The 17,757-nt window shown below is 66.5% G+C and carries 16 protein-coding genes; 9 read left to right on the forward strand and 7 right to left on the reverse strand.

Features of this window, described 5'->3' with window-relative positions:
* Positions 1-98: 98 nt before the first annotated feature.
* Positions 99-1,286 carry a hypothetical protein gene (locus U5N23_RS09750; RefSeq protein WP_322592612.1) on the reverse strand — a complete coding sequence of 396 codons (1,188 nt, stop codon included), beginning with the start codon at positions 1,284-1,286 and terminating at the stop codon, positions 99-101.
* 626 nt (positions 1,287-1,912) lie between these two features.
* On the opposite strand from U5N23_RS09750, the gene U5N23_RS09755 reads away from it, so the two are divergent.
* From U5N23_RS09755 to U5N23_RS09795, 9 genes are all read left to right on the forward strand, one after another.
* Positions 1,913-2,362 carry a hypothetical protein gene (locus U5N23_RS09755; protein ID WP_322592613.1) on the forward strand — a complete coding sequence of 150 codons (450 nt, stop codon included), beginning with the start codon at positions 1,913-1,915 and terminating at the stop codon, positions 2,360-2,362.
* 10 nt (positions 2,363-2,372) lie between these two features.
* The gene (locus U5N23_RS09760) at positions 2,373-2,582 is read left to right on the forward strand and encodes a hypothetical protein (protein WP_322592614.1); all 210 of its coding nucleotides are present in this window, start codon (positions 2,373-2,375) and stop codon (positions 2,580-2,582) included.
* Positions 2,583-2,817: 235 nt separating this feature from the next.
* Entirely contained in the window at positions 2,818-4,287 is a 1,470-nt protein-coding gene (locus tag U5N23_RS09765; protein ID WP_322592615.1) for a PLP-dependent aminotransferase family protein, read from the forward strand.
* Positions 4,288-4,350: 63 nt separating this feature from the next.
* Entirely contained in the window at positions 4,351-7,275 is a 2,925-nt protein-coding gene (locus U5N23_RS09770) for an EAL domain-containing protein (RefSeq protein WP_322592616.1), read from the forward strand.
* Positions 7,272-7,403, forward strand: coding sequence for a hypothetical protein (locus U5N23_RS09775; protein WP_322592617.1), 132 nt, complete (start codon positions 7,272-7,274; stop codon positions 7,401-7,403). The genes U5N23_RS09770 and U5N23_RS09775 overlap by 4 nt, the downstream gene beginning before the upstream one ends.
* Complete coding sequence (locus tag U5N23_RS09780) at positions 7,400-8,251, forward strand: HDOD domain-containing protein (protein WP_322592618.1); 852 nt, start codon at positions 7,400-7,402, stop codon at positions 8,249-8,251. The genes U5N23_RS09775 and U5N23_RS09780 overlap by 4 nt, the downstream gene beginning before the upstream one ends.
* A gap of 9 nt (positions 8,252-8,260) precedes the next feature.
* Positions 8,261-9,157: an ATP-binding protein gene (locus tag U5N23_RS09785; protein WP_322592619.1), complete on the forward strand. Its 897-nt coding sequence runs from the start codon at positions 8,261-8,263 to the stop codon at positions 9,155-9,157.
* Entirely contained in the window at positions 9,154-10,449 is a 1,296-nt protein-coding gene (locus tag U5N23_RS09790; protein ID WP_322592620.1) for an HD domain-containing phosphohydrolase, read from the forward strand. The genes U5N23_RS09785 and U5N23_RS09790 overlap by 4 nt, the downstream gene beginning before the upstream one ends.
* On the forward strand, positions 10,446-10,961 hold the full coding sequence (locus tag U5N23_RS09795) for a response regulator (RefSeq protein ID WP_322592621.1): 516 nt from the start codon (positions 10,446-10,448) through the stop codon (positions 10,959-10,961). Before U5N23_RS09790 ends, U5N23_RS09795 begins: the two co-directional genes overlap by 4 nt.
* A 263-nt stretch (positions 10,962-11,224) precedes the next feature.
* Here U5N23_RS09795 and U5N23_RS09800 read toward each other — a convergent pair whose 3' ends face one another.
* From U5N23_RS09800 to U5N23_RS09825, 6 genes are all read right to left on the reverse strand, one after another.
* Positions 11,225-11,662: a hypothetical protein gene (locus U5N23_RS09800; protein ID WP_322592622.1), complete on the reverse strand. Its 438-nt coding sequence runs from the start codon at positions 11,660-11,662 to the stop codon at positions 11,225-11,227.
* Between the two features lie 154 nt (positions 11,663-11,816).
* Positions 11,817-12,104, reverse strand: coding sequence for a DUF3253 domain-containing protein (locus U5N23_RS09805; protein ID WP_322592623.1), 288 nt, complete (start codon positions 12,102-12,104; stop codon positions 11,817-11,819).
* Positions 12,105-12,129: 25 nt separating this feature from the next.
* Entirely contained in the window at positions 12,130-12,984 is an 855-nt protein-coding gene (locus tag U5N23_RS09810; RefSeq protein WP_322592624.1) for a hypothetical protein, read from the reverse strand.
* 112 nt (positions 12,985-13,096) lie between these two features.
* On the reverse strand, positions 13,097-14,770 hold the full coding sequence (locus U5N23_RS09815) for a response regulator (RefSeq protein WP_322592625.1): 1,674 nt from the start codon (positions 14,768-14,770) through the stop codon (positions 13,097-13,099).
* Positions 14,771-14,785: 15 nt separating this feature from the next.
* Complete coding sequence (locus U5N23_RS09820; RefSeq protein WP_322592626.1) at positions 14,786-16,312, reverse strand: ATPase domain-containing protein; 1,527 nt, start codon at positions 16,310-16,312, stop codon at positions 14,786-14,788.
* Between the two features lie 784 nt (positions 16,313-17,096).
* A complete protein-coding gene (locus U5N23_RS09825) occupies positions 17,097-17,630 on the reverse strand; it encodes a hypothetical protein (protein ID WP_322592627.1) in 534 nt (177 codons plus the stop codon).
* Between the last annotated feature and the right edge of the window lie 127 nt (positions 17,631-17,757).

Consider the following 17,757-nt stretch of genomic DNA (forward strand, 5'->3'; position numbering starts at 1 on the left):
TCGGCTGCAGCCTTCTGGCTTGCGCGAGCGGTGCTGCCACGCCGCACGCCATGCTGCGAGCAGCGGCGGGGCAGGGCACTGGTTGCCTGGGCGCCGGGTCAGCGGGGCAGGTAGCAGGTGCCCGCGGCAATGGCCGCCGTGACGGCATTGGCCGTGCTGGCCGCAGTGGGGTAGGCCGAGGGGGTGGCCGTGTCCTCCAGCAGGCACAGGTGGTTGCCGCTGCGCACCAGCACCACCGGCATGGTGGGGAAGGTCATGCCGTCGCGCACGCCCCAGTAGGCCGAAATGTCGGTGGTGAACTCTTGGCGCGACTGGGTCACCGTGAACCCGCCGACCAGCGGGCCCGTCATGGTGGTGCCCACGCCGGTGGACTGCGCATTGCGGTAGCTCACCCCGCCCGCGCCCACATTCACAAACACGGGCCTGCTCTGCGAGATGCGCCAGCCGTTCTTCAGGCCGATGCCACCTGGCCCTGCGGTGCACTGGTCTTGCTCCCAGAAGCCGGTCACGGAGCCGAGAACTGCGCAGCTCACCCGCACCGTGTCCACCGCGGCGGCAGCGACCACGCCAGTGCCATTGCGCACCACGCAGCCCGTCGAATCGGGTTTGGACTTGACCGTGACGGCATAGCCCGCGCCAGCGGCCAGCGGCGTGGGAAAGGTGAAACCGCCGTCCGCGCTGAGGGGCAGGTCTTCGCCGCCCGTGGTCAGCACCACGGTCACCCCGGCCGGAATGCCGCCGATGGTGCCGCCCAGTGTGTTGCGCTCGCCTGGCAGCTGCACGCATTCGACCTGCACCAAGGGGATGTTGGCGGCCAGTGTGCCCGTGCCCAGCGCCACCGTGCACCGCTGGCCCGTGGGCTGGGTCTTGACGGTGACGGCATAGCTGCTGCCCAGCGGCCAGCTGGCTGCCGTGCGCACGATGCCGTTGGCGCCCACGGTGAAGTCATCCGCCCCGTTGTTCTGCAGCACCACGCTCTGGCCCGCCGCCAGCCCGGTGACCGACACGCCCAGCGTCTGGTAGGTCGGGTCGGGCGTGGGGGCTGGCGCGGGCGTCGGGGCCGGTGCGGGTGCGGGTGTGGGTGTGGGTGCTGGTGCAGGCGTGGGTGCCGGTGCGGGGGCTGGCGCAGGTGCCGGGTCGTCACCGCCACCCCCACCGCAGCCGCCCAGCAGCGCGGCCGTGAGGCCCAGGCTCAGGCCCAGGGGCGCGATGCGCCGCACAGCACGGGCAGACCACAGCGGCAGGGGACGCGGGGCGGCGCGTGGCGCCAGGGATGGAACGGGCATGCAAGGCTCCTCTCGATGGGGTGGGGGCTCACGGTGCATGGCCGATGCGTGGCCGATGCATGGCATGCCCTGGCTCCACCTGGTTGGTGTGGAGGGCCAGTGTGCATGCGAACGGTTCTCACAGCGCGTGACGCCGGTCACCACCGTTGCCAGGGCCCGGGGCTGTACCGCATGCCGTTGCAAGGCCCGTGTATCCACCGTGCATCCACCGTGCGGGTACCGGCACCCGGCGCGTGGTGTGGGCCCGCAAAGACCCCTACCTGTGCCTGCTGCCGCGCAAGACGTCCAACCAGCCCGCACCCATCAAGGACTACCCGACCATCGCCAGCGTGGAGCAGGACATGGACGAGTCCATCCGGGCGGAAGGGCCGCCGGCGCATCCTCCCGGCTGGTGCCTGCCCGAGGACGCTTTGGCTGCACGCCTGCTACCCAGAGAGACCTGCTTGCGCCTCGGCCAGATCGGTCCATCACCTTGCCATGTGGATCGGCCATTTGCAGTCGTTCGGTCAAAGCCCCGTCCCGCAAGGCAAACACGGCCAATGTCGAACACTTCGCATCCCAATGGGCATCGGTGGTTTGAACATCGCGAGCGGGACTTTGGGGCGTGATGGAGGATAATTTGGCCCTTGTCACTGTGGCTTATTGCTCACCAGGAAAACAACGTGCTGTTAACTGATATCGCCGTCGAGCACACGCTGGCGTCCAAAAATGGAGGACCTCGTGAGACGGTTGTTTTGCATCCCTTCACGAATACCCAACGGGATTCTCTTGGCAAATTCGAGATCGTACGCAGCGTCCGCAAGCCTGGGGACAAAGAAGTGAAGTGCTCAACATTCGTGTCGTTTCAGCAATTGGCGGAGTTGTACGCAAAAGGGGTACTCGACGAATTCGGTTTTTCCGTTCGCATGTGTGCTGCTGGTGGCAAGCACCCCAATACGAATCCCGTAAAAAAAATACTCCCCACCAGTATCAAACCTGGCTCACCGTTCGACCTGGCGGTTCAAGGCATCGATGTGTCAAAACCAGCTACCCGCGAATTGAGAACAGCGCTGCTTCGCACTGACATCAAGCTGTAAGGGCACACCTGTGAGTCCATCTGTTGCCGATTTCGAAATCATCGCCACTTTCAAGCGGGCGCAGGCGGATGCCGCTCACAAGTCCGGATTGATCAAGGCTGCTGCGAAAAAGGGGCCGAAGGCCATCCAGGCAGCCGTTGACGCCGCTGCAAAGGCGGCAAAACGCCGGGACGCATACGCAAAGAAGCTGGATGCCTTGGGCGTGAGTCTCAAGGACTGAGAGGCTGAGAATTTTTCGTCCATGCCCGCCTTGCACGCCACAACATCTCATAGCACCCTATCGTGGCGACGTCCGTCAACAAGGGACGGGGCCGTCGCAGCTTCGATAGGAGCACAGTCAGGCCGCTACGGGTCACGCGGTCCTGTCCCGACGCTTGCATCGCTCTGCAGAAGGCCTAAACTGCAAGGACGCCATACGCCCAGCCGGCAGTCGACCGAGGCGCGGTGCCAACACCATGCCCAATCGCCCGAACGCCGCCTCCACCAGGTACGAACTTCTGGCGCGAGAAATCGAGCAGCAGATTGCCCGTGGAGTGCTCCGTTCAGGAGACCGCCTGCCTTCCGTGCGCCAGACCTGTTCCAGCCGCGGCTTGAGCCCGAGTACGGTGTTCCAGGCCTATTACCTGCTCGAATCCCGTGGCCTGGTCCGGGCGGTACCACGGTCGGGCTACTTTGTCGCCGCCCGCGCTGGCGGCACGTTGCTGCCGGAGCCCCAAACTTCGCAGCCGCAATCCGGGTCGCAGCCTATCGAGATCAATGACCTGATCTTCGCGTGCCTGGGTTCCGCACGAGTGCGCAATATCGTGCCATTGGGCTCTGCGTTCCTGAGCCCGACCCTGTTTCCGCTCGATCAATTGCGCCGAGCGCTCATCTCCAGCATGCGCCGGCTCGACCCATGGCGCATGGCCGAAGACCTGCCACCGGGCAACCTGCAGCTCAAGCGCGAGATTGCAAAACGCTATCTGCGCCACGGCTTTACCGTGGCCACCGATGAGATCGTGCTCACCCACGGAGCGATGGAGGCACTGAACCTGTGCCTCAACGCGGTTGCGCGGCCCGGCGACGCGGTGGTGGTCGAGTCCCCCACCTTCTACGTGGCGCTGCAGGCGCTGCAGCGGCTGGGCCTGCGCGCCATCGAAGTGCCGACCCACGTTCGCGAGGGCATTGATCTCGGTCGCCTGGCGCAGGTGCTCGAGCTCTACCGCCCGAAAGCCTGCTGGTTGATGACGACCTTTCAGAACCCTCTGGGCAGCCTGATGCCAGAAGCGAAGAAGCGTGACCTCGTCGCGCTGCTCGCCCGGCACGATGTGCCGTTGATCGAGGACGACGTCTACTCGGAACTCTACGAAGGCAAGGTAGCGCCACTGCCGGCCAAGGCATTCGACCGCCGCGGACTCGTGCTGCACTGCTCGTCGTTCTCCAAGTGCCTGGCTCCGGGCTACCGCGTCGGCTGGGCCGCGCCCGGCAGGTTCACGCGCGACGTCGAACGGCTGAAGTTGACGACGAGCCTGTCGGGGTCCATTCCGGTGCAGGCGGCGCTGGCAGCGTACCTCCAGGAAGGCGGCTATGACCGCCACTTGCGAAGCCTGCGCCAGTCGCTGCAGGCGCAGCGCAACAGTGTGTTCGACGCCGTGACCCGGTCCTTTCCAGACGGAACTCGCGTCGTGCGGCCGGCTGGCGGATTTTTCGTGTGGGTCGAGTTGCCCATTGGGGTCGACGCGATGGCCTTGCACAGGGCCGCGCTGGCACAGCAGATCAGCCTGGCCCCGGGGCCGATGTTCTCGGCGCGAGCGGAGTTTCAGCACCACATCCGGTTGACCTGCGGGCAACCCTGGAACGAAACGCTGGAGCGCGCCATGCGCACGCTGGCACGGCTGGTCGATGATGCGCCGCGCGTCGATGCCGCTGTGCTTGCCTTGGTCTGATCCGGTCGTCGGCGCGCCCATCTGATCACACCGCCGGCGCAGGCCGGTGGGCAGACTGAGGGCATGTCAAATCCCTCTTCCAGTCCCGTGCCGCACCGTGACGCCGCTCTGACGTTGGGGGCGACCAACCAGCAGCCGCGCGGCCCTGAACTTTCGCTGCACGAAGTGCTGGACCGATTGGGTCCCTCGGTCTTTGCGGGCCTGCTCGATGCCGATGGCACGGTGCGCTATGCCAACCAGGCTGCACTGCGGGCCATCGACAGCGCTCCCGAGCACGTGCTTGGCCGGCGCTTTGACACCACCCCCTGGTGGCAGGGCTGCGAGGTGTCGCAAAGGCGGCTGCAGCAGGCGCTGGCAAGTGCAGCCCGCGGCGAAGCATCGCGCTTCGATGTGCGCGTTGCCACCAGCAGCGGCGCCATGCTGGTGATGGACTTTTCACTGTTGCCGCTTTACGGGCCCGACGGCCGCGTGGTGTGGCTGATCCCTTCTGCGCGTGACGTGAGCGAGCGCGAGCATGCGCAGCACCAGTTGCTGCTGACCCGCCATGCCGTCGAGCAGGCCAACGATGCGCTGCTTCAGATCGGGCCCGACGGTGCCTTTCACGATGCCAATGCGGCGGCTTGCCGGCTGCTGGGCCTGGAGCGTGCTGAACTGCTGCGGCTGCGGGTGCCAGACATCGCCCCCCAGGTCGACGAGGCGCAGTGGCCGCAGCGCTGGCGTGAATTGTGCGAACACGGCTCCTTGCGGTTCGAGACCCGATTGCGCCACCACGAGGGCTATGAGATTCCGGTCGATGTCTCCGCCAGCCTGGTGACGAGTGGCGACACGTCCTTCGGCCATGTCTGCATCGACGACCTGCGCGAACGCCGTGCCGCCGAACGCCGTATCCGGCAACTCCTGCTGTTCGATGAACTGACCGGTTTGCCCAACCGCCAACTGCTCTCCGAGCGCCTGGGCGCCACCCTGCAGGCCGGCGCCCCAACAGCGGTGCTGGTGCTGGAGCTCGATCGCTTCAAGCGCATCAACGACGGTCTCGGCCTGCACATCGGCGACGCGGCGCTGCGCGAGGTGGCACAGCGCATCGTCGCTGGTGTGCGCAGCGTCGATCTGGTGGCGCGCCGCGGCGGCGATGAGTTCGTGATCGTGATGGTGGCCACTTCGGCGGAGGCCTTGCACACGGCGCAAGCGCTGCTCGACGCTGTCGCCCGGCCGATGGTGATCGAGGGGCAGGAGGTCCACCTGACCTGCAGCATCGGCATCGCAACAGCGCCTGCCGATGGCGACCGCGCTGAGACCTTGTTGCGGCGTGCCAATGCAGCGCTGCACCAGGCCAAGTTGCTGGGCCGCAACCAGACAAGCCTCTATGCAGGCGCGCCGCAGGACGACGACCCCGAACGGCTGGCGCTGGAGACCGCGCTGCGCCAGGCGCTGCGCGACGAGCAGCTCGAACTGCACTACCAGCCGCAGGTCGACCTGGTGCAAGGCCGCATCGTCGGTGTCGAGGCCTTGCTGCGCTGGCAGCACCCCACACTGGGCCACATCGCGCCGGATCGCTTCATCCCGATCGCCGAAGAGACCGGACTGATCGTCGCCATCGGTGATTGGGTGCTGCGCCGCGCCATCGAGCAGGCTGCGGCCTGGCAGCGTGCCGGGCTGCCACCGCTGCGCATGGCGGCCAATCTGTCGGCGCGCCAACTGGTGCAGCCGGACCTGGCGCGGCGCATCGAAGGCTTGCTCGCTGCAAGCGGCCTGGACCCGCGGCTGTTCGGCGTCGAGGTTACCGAGAGCATGCTGATCAACAACTTCGACCAGGCGGTGCAACACCTGCAGGCGCTGCGCGCGCTGGGCGTGGAGGTCTCGCTCGACGACTTCGGCACCGGCTACTCAAGCCTGAGCTACCTGCGCCGGCTGCCAGTCGATGTGGTCAAGATCGACCGCTCGCTGGTGCCAGACGTCACCGCACCCGCAGAAGATGTGTCGATCACGCGCGCCATCATCACCATGGCGCACCAGCTGCAGATGAAAGTGCTCGCCGAAGGTGTCGAAAGCGAAGGCCAGGCGGCGCTGCTGGCCGCCAATCAGTGTGACCAGATGCAGGGCTACTGGTTCAGCACCGCACTTCCCGCGGCGGCGGTGGAAACCATGCTGCGCGATGGCCGGCAGATCGACCCGGCCCTTTTTGGCCGGCGTTCGCGACAGCGCACCTTGCTGCTGGTCGACGACGAGGAGAACGTTCTTGCGGCGCTGCGCCGGCTGCTGCGCGCCGAAGGCTGGCTGATTCTCAGCGCCACCAGCGCCGAGCAGGCGCTGCAGCTGATGGCGCGGCACGAGATCGACGTGATCCTGTCGGACCAGCGCATGCCTGGCATGACCGGCGTCGAGCTGCTGCGCCGGGCCAGGCAGCTGTACCCGGAGACGATCCGGCTGGTGCTGTCGGGCTACACCGAGCTGCAGTCGATCACCGACGCCATCAACGAGGGGGCGATCTACAAGTTTCTGGCCAAGCCCTGGGACGACGCAGAGCTGCGCGCCCACCTGCGAGAGGCCTTCACGTTGAAGGAGATGGCAGACCAGAACCGCCGTCTTGACCGGGAGGTGCAGGCCGCCAATCGAGACCTGGCCGAGGTGAACCAGCGGCTGCAGACGCTTTTGAGTGCACAGCGCGAACAGAACCAGCGTGAGGTCGGCAGTCGGGAGGCCGCGCAGGAACTGCTGGATGCCGTGCCGGTGCCTGTACTCGGCGTCGACGACGAGGGACTGCTGGTCTTCGCCAACGCGCCGGCCCAGGCGCTGTGCGGGCTGGGTGGCGGGTTTCTCGGTGGCGCTGCAACCGAGCACCTGCCACCCAAGCTGATGAGGGCTCTGGACGGGGAGTCCATCCTGTTCACGCTGGCCGGCCGCCGCTGGTGGGCCGTGGGCCGGCATTTGATAGGCAATGCGCGCGGCCGCCTGTTGGTGCTGCTGCCGCAAGCAGGAGCATCGAAATGACCCTTGCCGCGACCCCCGATACACCACCGGTGGTGCCAACGCACCTGTTTCGCCACAGCCTGCGTGACGGGCGGGTGCATCCGCTGTTGCACCTTGTGCAGCGCTACCGCCAGGAGTTCAAGCAATGAGCACGCCCATCCGACCGATCTCCCGTGACGATCTGCTCGCCGCGCTGCGCGATCTTCCCCCGCTGCCTTCGGTGGTGCTCGAACTGGTCGAGTCGCTCGGCCACGAGGAACTCAGCGCCGCGCAGTACGCAGCCAAGATTTCGCGCGACCAGGCGCTGGCCGCCAAGATACTGCGCCTGGCCAACTCGTCGTTCTACGGTCGCGGCCGACAGGTTCGCTCGGTGCCCGAGGCAATCACCCTACTGGGCCTGCGCACGGTACGCGGCGCGGTCACGGCCGCGGGCCTGGCCGGCAGCTTCCGGCGCCACCCCGGCTTCGACCAGACCACTTTCTGGCGCCACTCGCTCGGCAGTGCCCTGTGTGCCCAGGCACTGGCCGGTGAACTGCAGCGCGACGACGCGGATGTGGCGTTCACGGTCGGGCTGCTGCACGACATCGGCCGGCTGGCGCTGGCCAACGCGTTTGCGCCGGCCTATGCCGAAGCCGAGCGTTGGCGGCATGACAGGGATTGCACCATTGGTGATGCCGAGCACGCCGTGCTCGGCATCGATCACGCCGAGATCGGCGGGCTGATCGCACGGCAGTGGAATTTCGCGCCTGCCATCGCCGATGCCATCAGTCAGCACCACGTACCGCCCGCCACCGCCGAGCTCACGTTGACGGGCATTGCGCATGTGGGCGATGCCATCGCTCACGCCCTTGGTCTTGCCGGCGACGCCGACGAGGCGGTGCCAGTGTTGGCGCTGCCGGTCTGGGCTGCCTGTGGTCTGGACGACGCAGCCTGCATGCGGGTGTTTGCGCACGCGGAGGCCCAGTTCGAAACCGTCTGCCAGGCGCTGCTTCATTGAAGGATACCCATGTCTGATTCCGAACTCATCTCGCTGCAGCGCGCGAACCAGGAGCTGCGCTCTTTGAACGAAAGCCTGCGCAGCGCGCAGCACCAGTTGCTGCAGTCCGAACGACTGGCGTCGATCGGTCAACTTGCCGCCGGCGTGGCACACGAAATCAACAACCCGATCGGCTATGTGTTCTCGAACTTCGGCACGCTCGAAGCCTATCTGCAGCGCCTGTTCGAAATGCTCGAAGCCTACGAGCAGGCGGAACCGGCGCTGGCCAGCAGCGCCATCGCGATGCGGCTCGCGGCCTTGCGGGAGCGGGTCGAACTCGATTATCTGAAGCAGGACATCCCGATGCTGATGGGCGAGTCGAAGGAAGGCCTGTCGCGCGTGCGCAAGATCGTCCAGGACCTGAAGGACTTCTCGCGTGTCGATACCCACCAGGAGTGGGCCTGGGCCTCACTGCACCAGGGCATCGACTCGACGCTGAACATCGTTGCCAACGAAATCAAGTACCGTGCCGATGTCCGCCGCGAGTATGGCGCCTTGCCCGACATCGAATGCCTGCCGTCGGAGTTGAACCAGGTGTTCCTGAATCTGCTTGTGAATGCAGCCCATGCGTTCGGCCCGGAACGCGGCCTCATCGTCGTGCGCAGCGGCGACGCCGGGGACGAGGTATGGGTCGAAGTCGAGGACAACGGCTGCGGCATCGCCCCCGATCACCTGGCGCGTGTCTTCGACCCCTTCTTCACCACCAAGCCTGTGGGCCGTGGCACCGGCCTGGGCCTGTCGCTGGCCTACGGCATCGTGCAAAAGCACCATGGCCGCATCGACGTGCGCAGCGAACCGGGCCGCGGCTCGTGCTTTCGCGTCACGCTGCCGGTGCGGCGCCCGGGCAGTGAAGGAGGTGCGGAATGAGCGTCGCCACCCCGACCTGGACGGTGCTTGCCGTCGACGACGAGCCCAACATCCTGGCCGCGCTGCGGCGGCTGTTCCGCGCGACGGGCTGGCGCATCCTGACGGCCGGGAGTGCGCAAGAGGCGCTGGCCTTGCTCGCCCTTGAGCCCGTCAACGCCGTGCTGTCGGACATGCGGATGCCTGGCATGGACGGCGTGCAGCTGCTCGAAAGGGTCCGCCTGGGGTGGCCGCATGTCGCACGGCTGCTGCTGACAGGCCAGGCCGATCTGGGCTCGACCATCGCCGCCATCAACCGCGGTTGGTTGCACCGCTACATCACCAAACCCTGGAACGACGACGAACTGGTGCTGACAATGAGCCAGGTCGCGCAGATCCAGCAACTGGACGCCGACAAGCAGGCACTGGAGCGGCTGACGCAACAGCAAAACGACGAGCTCAAGGCGCTGAACGAAGGGCTGGAGGCCCGCGTCGCCGTGCGTACCGGTGAGCTGGCCACCGCCAACGACAAAGTCAAGCGCAACTACCTCACGTCCATCAAGGCCTTCACTGCGCTGATCGAGCTGCGTGGCAGCGCCCAGGTGGGACATGCGCGACAAGTCGCCGACCTGGCACGGCGCATTGCGCGCGCGATGGCGCTGGATGCCGAGACCGCACACAATCTGGCAATTGCCGCGCTGTTGCACGACATCGGCCATATCGGTCTGAGCGACACCGTGCTGGCGCGACCGGTGGGGCGGCTCGACCGGGATGAACTGCGACGCTACCAGCTGCATCCTGTTCTCGGAGAACAGGCCTTGCTGGCCAGCGACGACATGCAGGGCGTTGCACCACTGATTCGCGCCCACCACGAGCGCTGGGATGGACAAGGCTTTCCCGATGGCCTGCGCGGCACCGCGATCCCAATTGGCGCCCGCATCCTGGCGGTGGCCGACACCTTCGAGGACCTGTGCAGCGGCCGCATCGACGGTCAGGTCCTGAGCCCGCTGGAAGCGCGCCGCGCCGTGATCGCCGGGCGTGGCAGTCGGTTCGACCCGGGTGTGGTCGATGCCTTCGCGGGTCTGTTCGCGGCTGCGCCCGCCAAGCCGACCGTTGCGGCGCTGCGCCTGCCCACCGCAGAGCTGCGTCCCGGCCATACGCTGACGCAGGATTTTGTGTCGCCGGAGGGTGTTCTGCTGCTCTCAGTCGGACAGCGGCTGACCGAGGATCTCATCGGCCGCATCCGTGCCTTCGAACTCAAACATGGCCTGTCGCTGACGCTGGCCGTGCAACTGCCTCAGGAGATCACCCCATGAAGCGCTTGCTGATCATCGATGACGAAGCGCCGGTACTGCACGCCTTGCGCCGTTTGCTGCAGCTGCATTTCAAGCCGCAGCAGCTCAGCGTGGAAATCTTCTCCGATCCGTTGCTCGCACTGCAACGCCTGCAGCAGCAGCGTTTCGACGTGCTGATCAGCGACTACCGCATGCCGCAGCTGGACGGCGTGACATTGCTCTCCCGCGCCAGAGACCTCGACCCTCGCGCGGTGCGCATGATGCTCAGCGCCGCTGCCGACTTCGCCACCGTGCTGGCCGCGGTGAATCGTGCGGGGGTCTTCCGCTACATCCCGAAGCCTTGGAGCGAGCAGCAGTTGGTGGCTGACCTGCATGCCGCGCTTGCGTTCGACCCATGCGCGACACCGAGCGCATACGAATTGGAACGCAGACGGCTTGAAGCGCTGGAGCCGGGCATCACGCAGGTCGAGTGGGGTCCGAACGGCGAGGTGCTGATGCCTGGCGATTTGTTGACGCGACCGAGCGAGTTGTGAATCCGCCTCAGGGCAGCCGCCGGCAACACGCTGAACCACAGGGCACGGTCACCCGAGACAGGCTTCACCGCGCCAGGAGCGTGCGCGGCAGAAGGCATCGAAGCGAAACGTCCGAAAACCGAGGATCGCTGGGTAGTACCGACAAGCCCAGGGTGGCCCCCTGGGCGCCGGAGGTGATACCCGGCGAGACCGGTTTGTCGGGCGTTGCAGCCGATGCTCCTTCTGCCGCGCACGCTCCTAGGGGCTGCGCCAGGCTGGCTGGGTCACTTGCCTGGGCACACCTCTTTGTGCTCACCGCGCGCATACTTCTCCCAGGCGTCCAGGACGATGTGGTTGCGGCCTACCCAGGTCTGCACCTTGAGCGTGGCGATGCTGCCCGTGGGGGCGGGCTGGATGTTCACGATGCCAAGCACGATGTTCGAGCGTCCCAGGCCCATTCCCTTGTCCGCATAGATGTTGCAGGTCATGGAGCCGTCGGCGCTCTCCTGGCCACAATCCGGGATGCCCAGGGTGGTGCCCCAGAAGGCAGTGCCTTTGCGGCAATGGCGCAGGCTGTCACGAAACCTGGTCGAAGCCTCCTTGGCAGGCACAGCCAGTGCCACCTCGCGGATGTTGAAGTCCGACTCCTTGAGCTTGTCCGGTGCCGTGCCGCACCCGGCCAGTGCCGCTGCCAATGCCACTGCCCATCCCGTTGCTGCCATTCTTCGCATGCCTTGACCCCCCTTGTGTTGTGTGCCGGAAATGGTAGCGCGCGCAACGGGTCGCGCTTACGATCAAGGGGGAGGGGGCCACTGCGCCAGTGGGCATGTTCACCGATGGGAGATACGCACCAATGCGGCCGCGTTCATCCAGGCGCTATCGGCCGTGCCGGCCTTCCGCATGCTCTGCCCCAGGCCTGGCCAGCCGGATCGGCCCCACCGCCTGCACCGCCGAGGCCACCGCCTGGCCGCGCTGCAGCACCTGCAGGCGGCCTTGGCCGGCCAGCCTATCCGCAGCGCTGCGCACAGCGGGCATCATCGGGCGCCACTGTGCTGCGTTGTCCTGCGCCAGTGCGCGCGCCACTTCGGAAGGGCAGAGGGTCTTGCCCGGCGCGCGCTCAGCCAGCAGGGCCAGGATGGCTTGTTCGATGGCTGCGTCGCGCATGGGGGCAGGCCTGCAAGCTATCGGGTCACTCCGCCTGCAGGTAGCACTGGCCGGACCGGATCCCGCTGGCCACTGCGCTTTCCACCTGGTCCATCGTGGGGAACTGGGCCCAGAAATGGTCCACGTCCCAGCACAGGTAGGGGCCCGAGCGCGAAAACACGGCGCGGGTGGGGCGGTCGCTGCTCACGGTGTAGTCCCAGTTTCCCCACCAGGCCGTGATCGCGCCCCGGGTTTCCTTGCGGTCGACCTCGAAGCGCGCGTAGTCCCTTTCGGTCAACACCTTGCCGGTGCCCGTGCATTGGGCGTTGTCGTAGACCATGGTGCCCTGCGTGACGGTGACGTGGGTCTCGTCCTGGCGCGTCAGGCGAAACAGGCTGCGCCCGCTTTGCCCGGCAGTGGTGCCGGTGGGGCCGCAGGCTTCGCGCACCCACAGGCCCTCGGGCAGGCCCCACACGGCGGGGGCGCAGGCCACCTGCACCGCCTGCACCGCAGCGCCGGGCACGGCACCGCTGCCCTGGGCCACGCTGCAGGTCTGGCCGGCGGGCTGCGACTGCACCCGCACGGCATAGGCGCTGCCTGCCGCCAGCGGCGTGGCAAAAGCGAAGCGGCCATTGGCCGTGACCGTGAGGTCATCGCCCTCGTTGTTCTGCAGCACGAGCCTGGGGGCGTGGGTGCTGCTGCCTGCCCCGGGCGCGACCAGCCCGCTCACCGTGCCGCCGATGGTGAAGCGATCGGCCGGCGAGGGGCCGGGGGCTTCATCGCCGCCACCCCCACCGCAGGCCGCCAGCGATGCGGTCAGGGCCAGGCAGGCGAAGGAGGCGCAGCGGCGCAGAGGCTGCGCTGCTGCGTGCGAGGGGGTCAGGGGTGTGGTGTGGGGCATGGACAAATACAGGAATTATTGCCAGCGCTGCCGCGCGGGGGAACCCCACAAACGGCGCCAGACGTGACGCCCATCACCTGCGGTGGGCCGCGCCTGCCAACGGGCCTGCCGCTCAAGCCCGTGCGCGCGCCAGTTCGTTGCCCACGGCGGTGTGCAGCGTTTCCAGGTCGAAGGGCTTCTTGAGCACCGACTGCGGGCCCACGAGTTTTTCCACCTCGGCCATGTCGGCATAGCCGGTGGCCATCAGCACGGGGATGCCGGGGTACAGCCTGCGCGCGGCGGCGATGAACTCGGCGCCGTTCATGCCGGGCATGAGGTAGTCGGCCATCAGCAGGTCCGGCACGCGGCGGTGCAGTTCGCGCAGGCCGCTCTCACCGTCGCAGGCTTCGCGCACCCGGTAGTTCAAGAGGCGCAGGCCTTCGACGATGCCCTGGCGCACGGCGTCGTCGTCTTCCACCACCAGCACCTCGGTGCGCGCCTCGGACTGGGCCGGGCCTTGCGGTGCGGTGGGGCAGGCGTCATCGTCTTCGCGGGCCTGCGGGGCCTGTGCGAAGCGCAGGGTGACGGTGGTGCCTACACCTTCGGTGCTTTGAATGTCCACGCCGCCACCGGACTGGTTGGCGAAGCCATAGACCTGGCTGAGCCCCAGGCCCGTGCCTTCTCCCTCGGCCTTGGTGGTGAAGAAGGGGTCGAACACCTTGGCCTGCAATGCCTCGGGAATGCCGCAGCCCGTGTCCTGCACGCTGATGTGCACCTGGCGCGTGCCCTCTGCGTTGCCCGGGCCGGCGGCCAGTGCGGTGCGAATGGTCATGGTGCCGCCATCGGGCATCGCGTCGCGCGAGTTGACGGCCATGTTCAACAGGGCCATCTCGAACTGTGCGCCGTCGAGCAGAACCCACGCAGGCTCTTCGCAGAGGTCCAGCTGCACCTGCACCTTGGAGCCCACCGATACCTCGATGAGCTCGCGCAGATTGAGCACCATGGCATTCACGTCATGCAGCCGCGGCATCAGGCTTTGCGCGCGCGCGAAGGACAGCAGCTGGGCCGTCAGGCGGGCGCCGCGGTCCACGGATTCCTTGGCGCGGCGGGCGTAGTCGGTCACCCGCGGTTCTTTGGACAGCCGGGCGATGAACTGCAGGTTCAGGCTGACGGCATGCAGCAGGTTGTTGAAGTCGTGCGCGATGCCGCCGGTAAGCCGACCGATGGCTTCGAGCTTTTGCCCCTGCACCACCTTGGACTGGATGCGCTCGCGGTCTGCGATCTCGCGCGTGAGGCGGTCGTTGGCGCTGGCCAGGTCGCTGGTGCGCTTGGCGATGCGGCCTTCCAGGTCGGCATTGAGGCTGTCGACGGTCTGCTTGGCATTGTTCAGGTCGTGCAGGTGCAGCCGCGTGGTGTGCTGGCGCTTGCGCGCGCGCAGGGCAGAGCGCACGGCGCTGACCAGGGTTTCGGGGTTGACGGGGCGCTCCAGGATGACCAAGTTGCCCAGCTCCTGCAGCGAGGTGGTGGCGCGCACCGAGCGCCGGCTGGCCTGGCGCGTGGCCAGCACGACGAAGGGCAGGTCCGACCAGGCCGGCTGGCCAGCGAGGTACTGCCGCAGCGATTCGGCCAGGCCACCGGCGAGCACCTCTTCGGTCAGGATGGCCGCATCGGCCCCCGCCGCAAGCTCGGCCAGCAGGGTGGGGGCGTCGGGGCATTGAACGCAGATGAAACCATCGCCGCACACGACCGATGCGATCACCTTCGCATCGCGGCCATGCGGCGCCAGTATGAGAACGCGGCTATCCATGCGCGGCATCCGTGTTCAGGACTGCGCGGGGGCGCCGTCGGCGTCCCCCAGCAGGGCCTGCCGGCCGGTGTACTTTGCTGCGCCCAGGAGTATGCCGTGGAAGTCGGTCAGGGGCTTGCCGATCTGCACCCCGTTGGCGCCCAGGCGCAGCTCGCGGATGGTGGACTCGTGCTGCGCGGTGCGGCTCTTGATGACCGATATGGCCTTGAGCACTTCGCCGCGTGCTTCAAAGAAGCGGTACTGCACCATGGCGTCGCTCAGGTAGCTGAGGTCTATGTCGGAGCGCATCTCCCCCACGGTGCCGTGCAGCGAGAGGATGATGAGCGTGACCACGCCCATGGAGTTCAGGTACGACAGCAGCTCGTGCATCTGCAGCAGCAGGTACTGCCCGCCGGGCATGGCCTGCATGTACGAGTTGAGGCTGTCGAGCACCACCATGCGCACCTGGTCTTTTTCGACGGCCTCGCGCACGGCGTGGGCAAACTGGCCGGGCGACACCTCGGCAGGGTCGAACGAGCGGATCAGCAATTGGCCGTTGGCGATGAAGGGGTCGATGTCCAGCCCCAGGGCGCGTGAGCGCTGGCGCAGCGACGAGAACCCCTCGTCGAAGAGGTAGTAGGCCACCTTGTCGCCGCGCCGCATGGCGGCCACCGCGCAGCTGATGGCGGTGGTGGTCTTGCCCACGCCGGCAGGGCCGGCCAGCAGCAGGTTGCTGCCGGGCGACAGGCCACCGCCCAGCATGTCGTCGAGCGCGGCCGTGCCGGTGGAGATGGGGGTCTCGTCGAACTTGCCGCCGTGCTCGCCCGCCGCCAGGCGCGGAAACACCACCAGCCCGCCACGGTCGAGGTCGAAGTCATGGTCGCCGCTGCGGAACTTGACGCCACGCAGCTTGACCACGCGCAACTGGCGCTTGTCGGGGCCGTAGGTGTTGGTGTTCTGGTTCAGGTGCACCACGCCGTGGGCGATGCTGTGCAGCTGCTGGTCGCCCTCGCCCGAGGTCTTGTCGTCGAGCATGAGCACGGTGCAGCCCAGCTGCGCGAAGAAGCGCTTCAGGGCGAGTATCTGGCGCCGGTAGCGCAGGGGGCTCTGGGCCAGCAGGCGCAGCTCGGACAGGCTGTCGAACGCCACGCGCTGGGGCTTGAGCTCGCCGACCAGGCGCATCACCTCGCGGGTGGTCTCGCCCAGCTCGAATTCGGAGGGGTGCAGGATGGTCTGCTCGGCCTCTTCGCTCAGGCCCTCGTCGCTGACCAGGTCGAACACGCGGATGCCGTCGAGCGACCAGCCGTGCGACTGCGCAACCTGCGCAAGTTCTTCGGAAGTCTCGGACAGGGTGACGTACAGCCCACGCTCGCCCTTGTCGCGCCCCTCGATCAGGAACTGCAGTGCCAGCGTGGTCTTGCCGGTGCCGGGGCTGCCTTCGACCAGGTACAGATGGCGCGGGGGAAGGCCGCCACCCAGCACGTCGTCGAGCCCGGCGATACCGGTGCGCGCAGCGCTGTTCGGCAGTGAAGGCGATGAGGCGGGGTTGAGGTGGTACGTCAAATGATTCCTTCCATGGGCCGGTGTCCGAAATGGCCGTTCAGTGCATGCGCCCGGGATGGGGCAGGACCACGGGGTCACGCGGTGCCTTGCACACAGTTGTTTCAGATTGTGGGTGGGCCGCGGGGGCGGTGCAGTCAGCCAACTTCGGCGGACCAGGGGAGGCCGGTCCTACACGGTGCGCAGGGCGGCGGTGGCGTGGCGCGGGGCCTGCATGCCGCGCCAGAGGGAGAAGGTGGGGGAACGGGTTGGGGCGCGGTAGGGCGTTTTCCTACATCGGCCCCCCAGCATGCCCTGCATTGGGGCCTGCCGGATTGGAAACGGCGACAGCGAAAATCGGCCTCAGCGAGGACAGTTTTTACCGGATTTGGTGCCCCGGTTCCTGCGTTGCCGGGGAGCAGTGCGCGCAGCACTCCAGACCGGTGGATGGTCTTGCCTGGAGCGCGCTCAGACAGCAAAGCCTGCTCGATGCGCGGGGGCGCATCGGCAGGCCTGCTGGCGGTGCGCCACCGAATTCAGTTCTCAGGGCCGCGCCGTGGGCCGCGGTGTGGCCGTGGCTGCAGGCCCGCTGCCCGCCGCGTTGTGGGCCTTGTACTTCTTCCACAGGTAGCCGGCAATCGCCATCAGGATCATCTTGCGCATGGGGGATCTCCAGGTTGGTTGTGACCCAGGAGCATCGGCGGCAATGCAGGCCCGCGCTGTAGGAGGTGGGGGCGAGCGCGTGTCGGCAAGCATGTGCCGATGCAGGGCGCGAAGCGACAAGGGGGTGCTGGCATCGAGCGATCCACTATGACACTTCGCAAGAAATAGAAGATTTGTACTTCAGCGATGCATTCCCGACAGAAAGCTCGGAGGCCGACCCAACGCGCAAGGTGGTTTTCAAGCCAGTCCTTTTGATATAGGAGGGCTCCTTGGTCTTCGCCGCCTCGTCAATCTTGGACATCTCCAGCATTTCGGCGAAAAGCTTGCCGGTCTGGTTCTGCAGGTAGACGGTAGCCACCGTGGCATTCCGATATCCGGCTGAGCGGCCGACTTGCGCTGCCACCAGATAGTCTCCAAACAAAGTGGGCCTGTATTTGCTGCCTACTGGCAGAAATAGACCGTCTTGCACCTTCATCATGCCCATCGCTTCAAAGCGGCGTTCAAGCGAAATCGCGTCCCCCAGGAGGCTGTTGCACTGAATCGATTCAGCGACATCCTTTCTCGCCTCCCATGCCTGCACATTTGCGTCTGTAAGGCGAAGAGGCGTGTTTGCCGAAGCGGCCAAAGCCACGAAAAATCCGCCAAGGAATGCGATTATCTTAATTTGCACCAATTTCACCATCTTCAGTTGAAATGTATTTCACAATTTCGTTCCGGCTTTGCCAATATCTTCAATATATTTATTCAAATTTTCCTACAGCTCTTCATCATGCATATTCCACTCTCATCTGATCATTCGCACCAGT

The organism is Acidovorax sp. (genome assembly GCF_034519795.1).
Classification (GTDB): domain Bacteria; phylum Pseudomonadota; class Gammaproteobacteria; order Burkholderiales; family Burkholderiaceae_C; genus Acidovorax.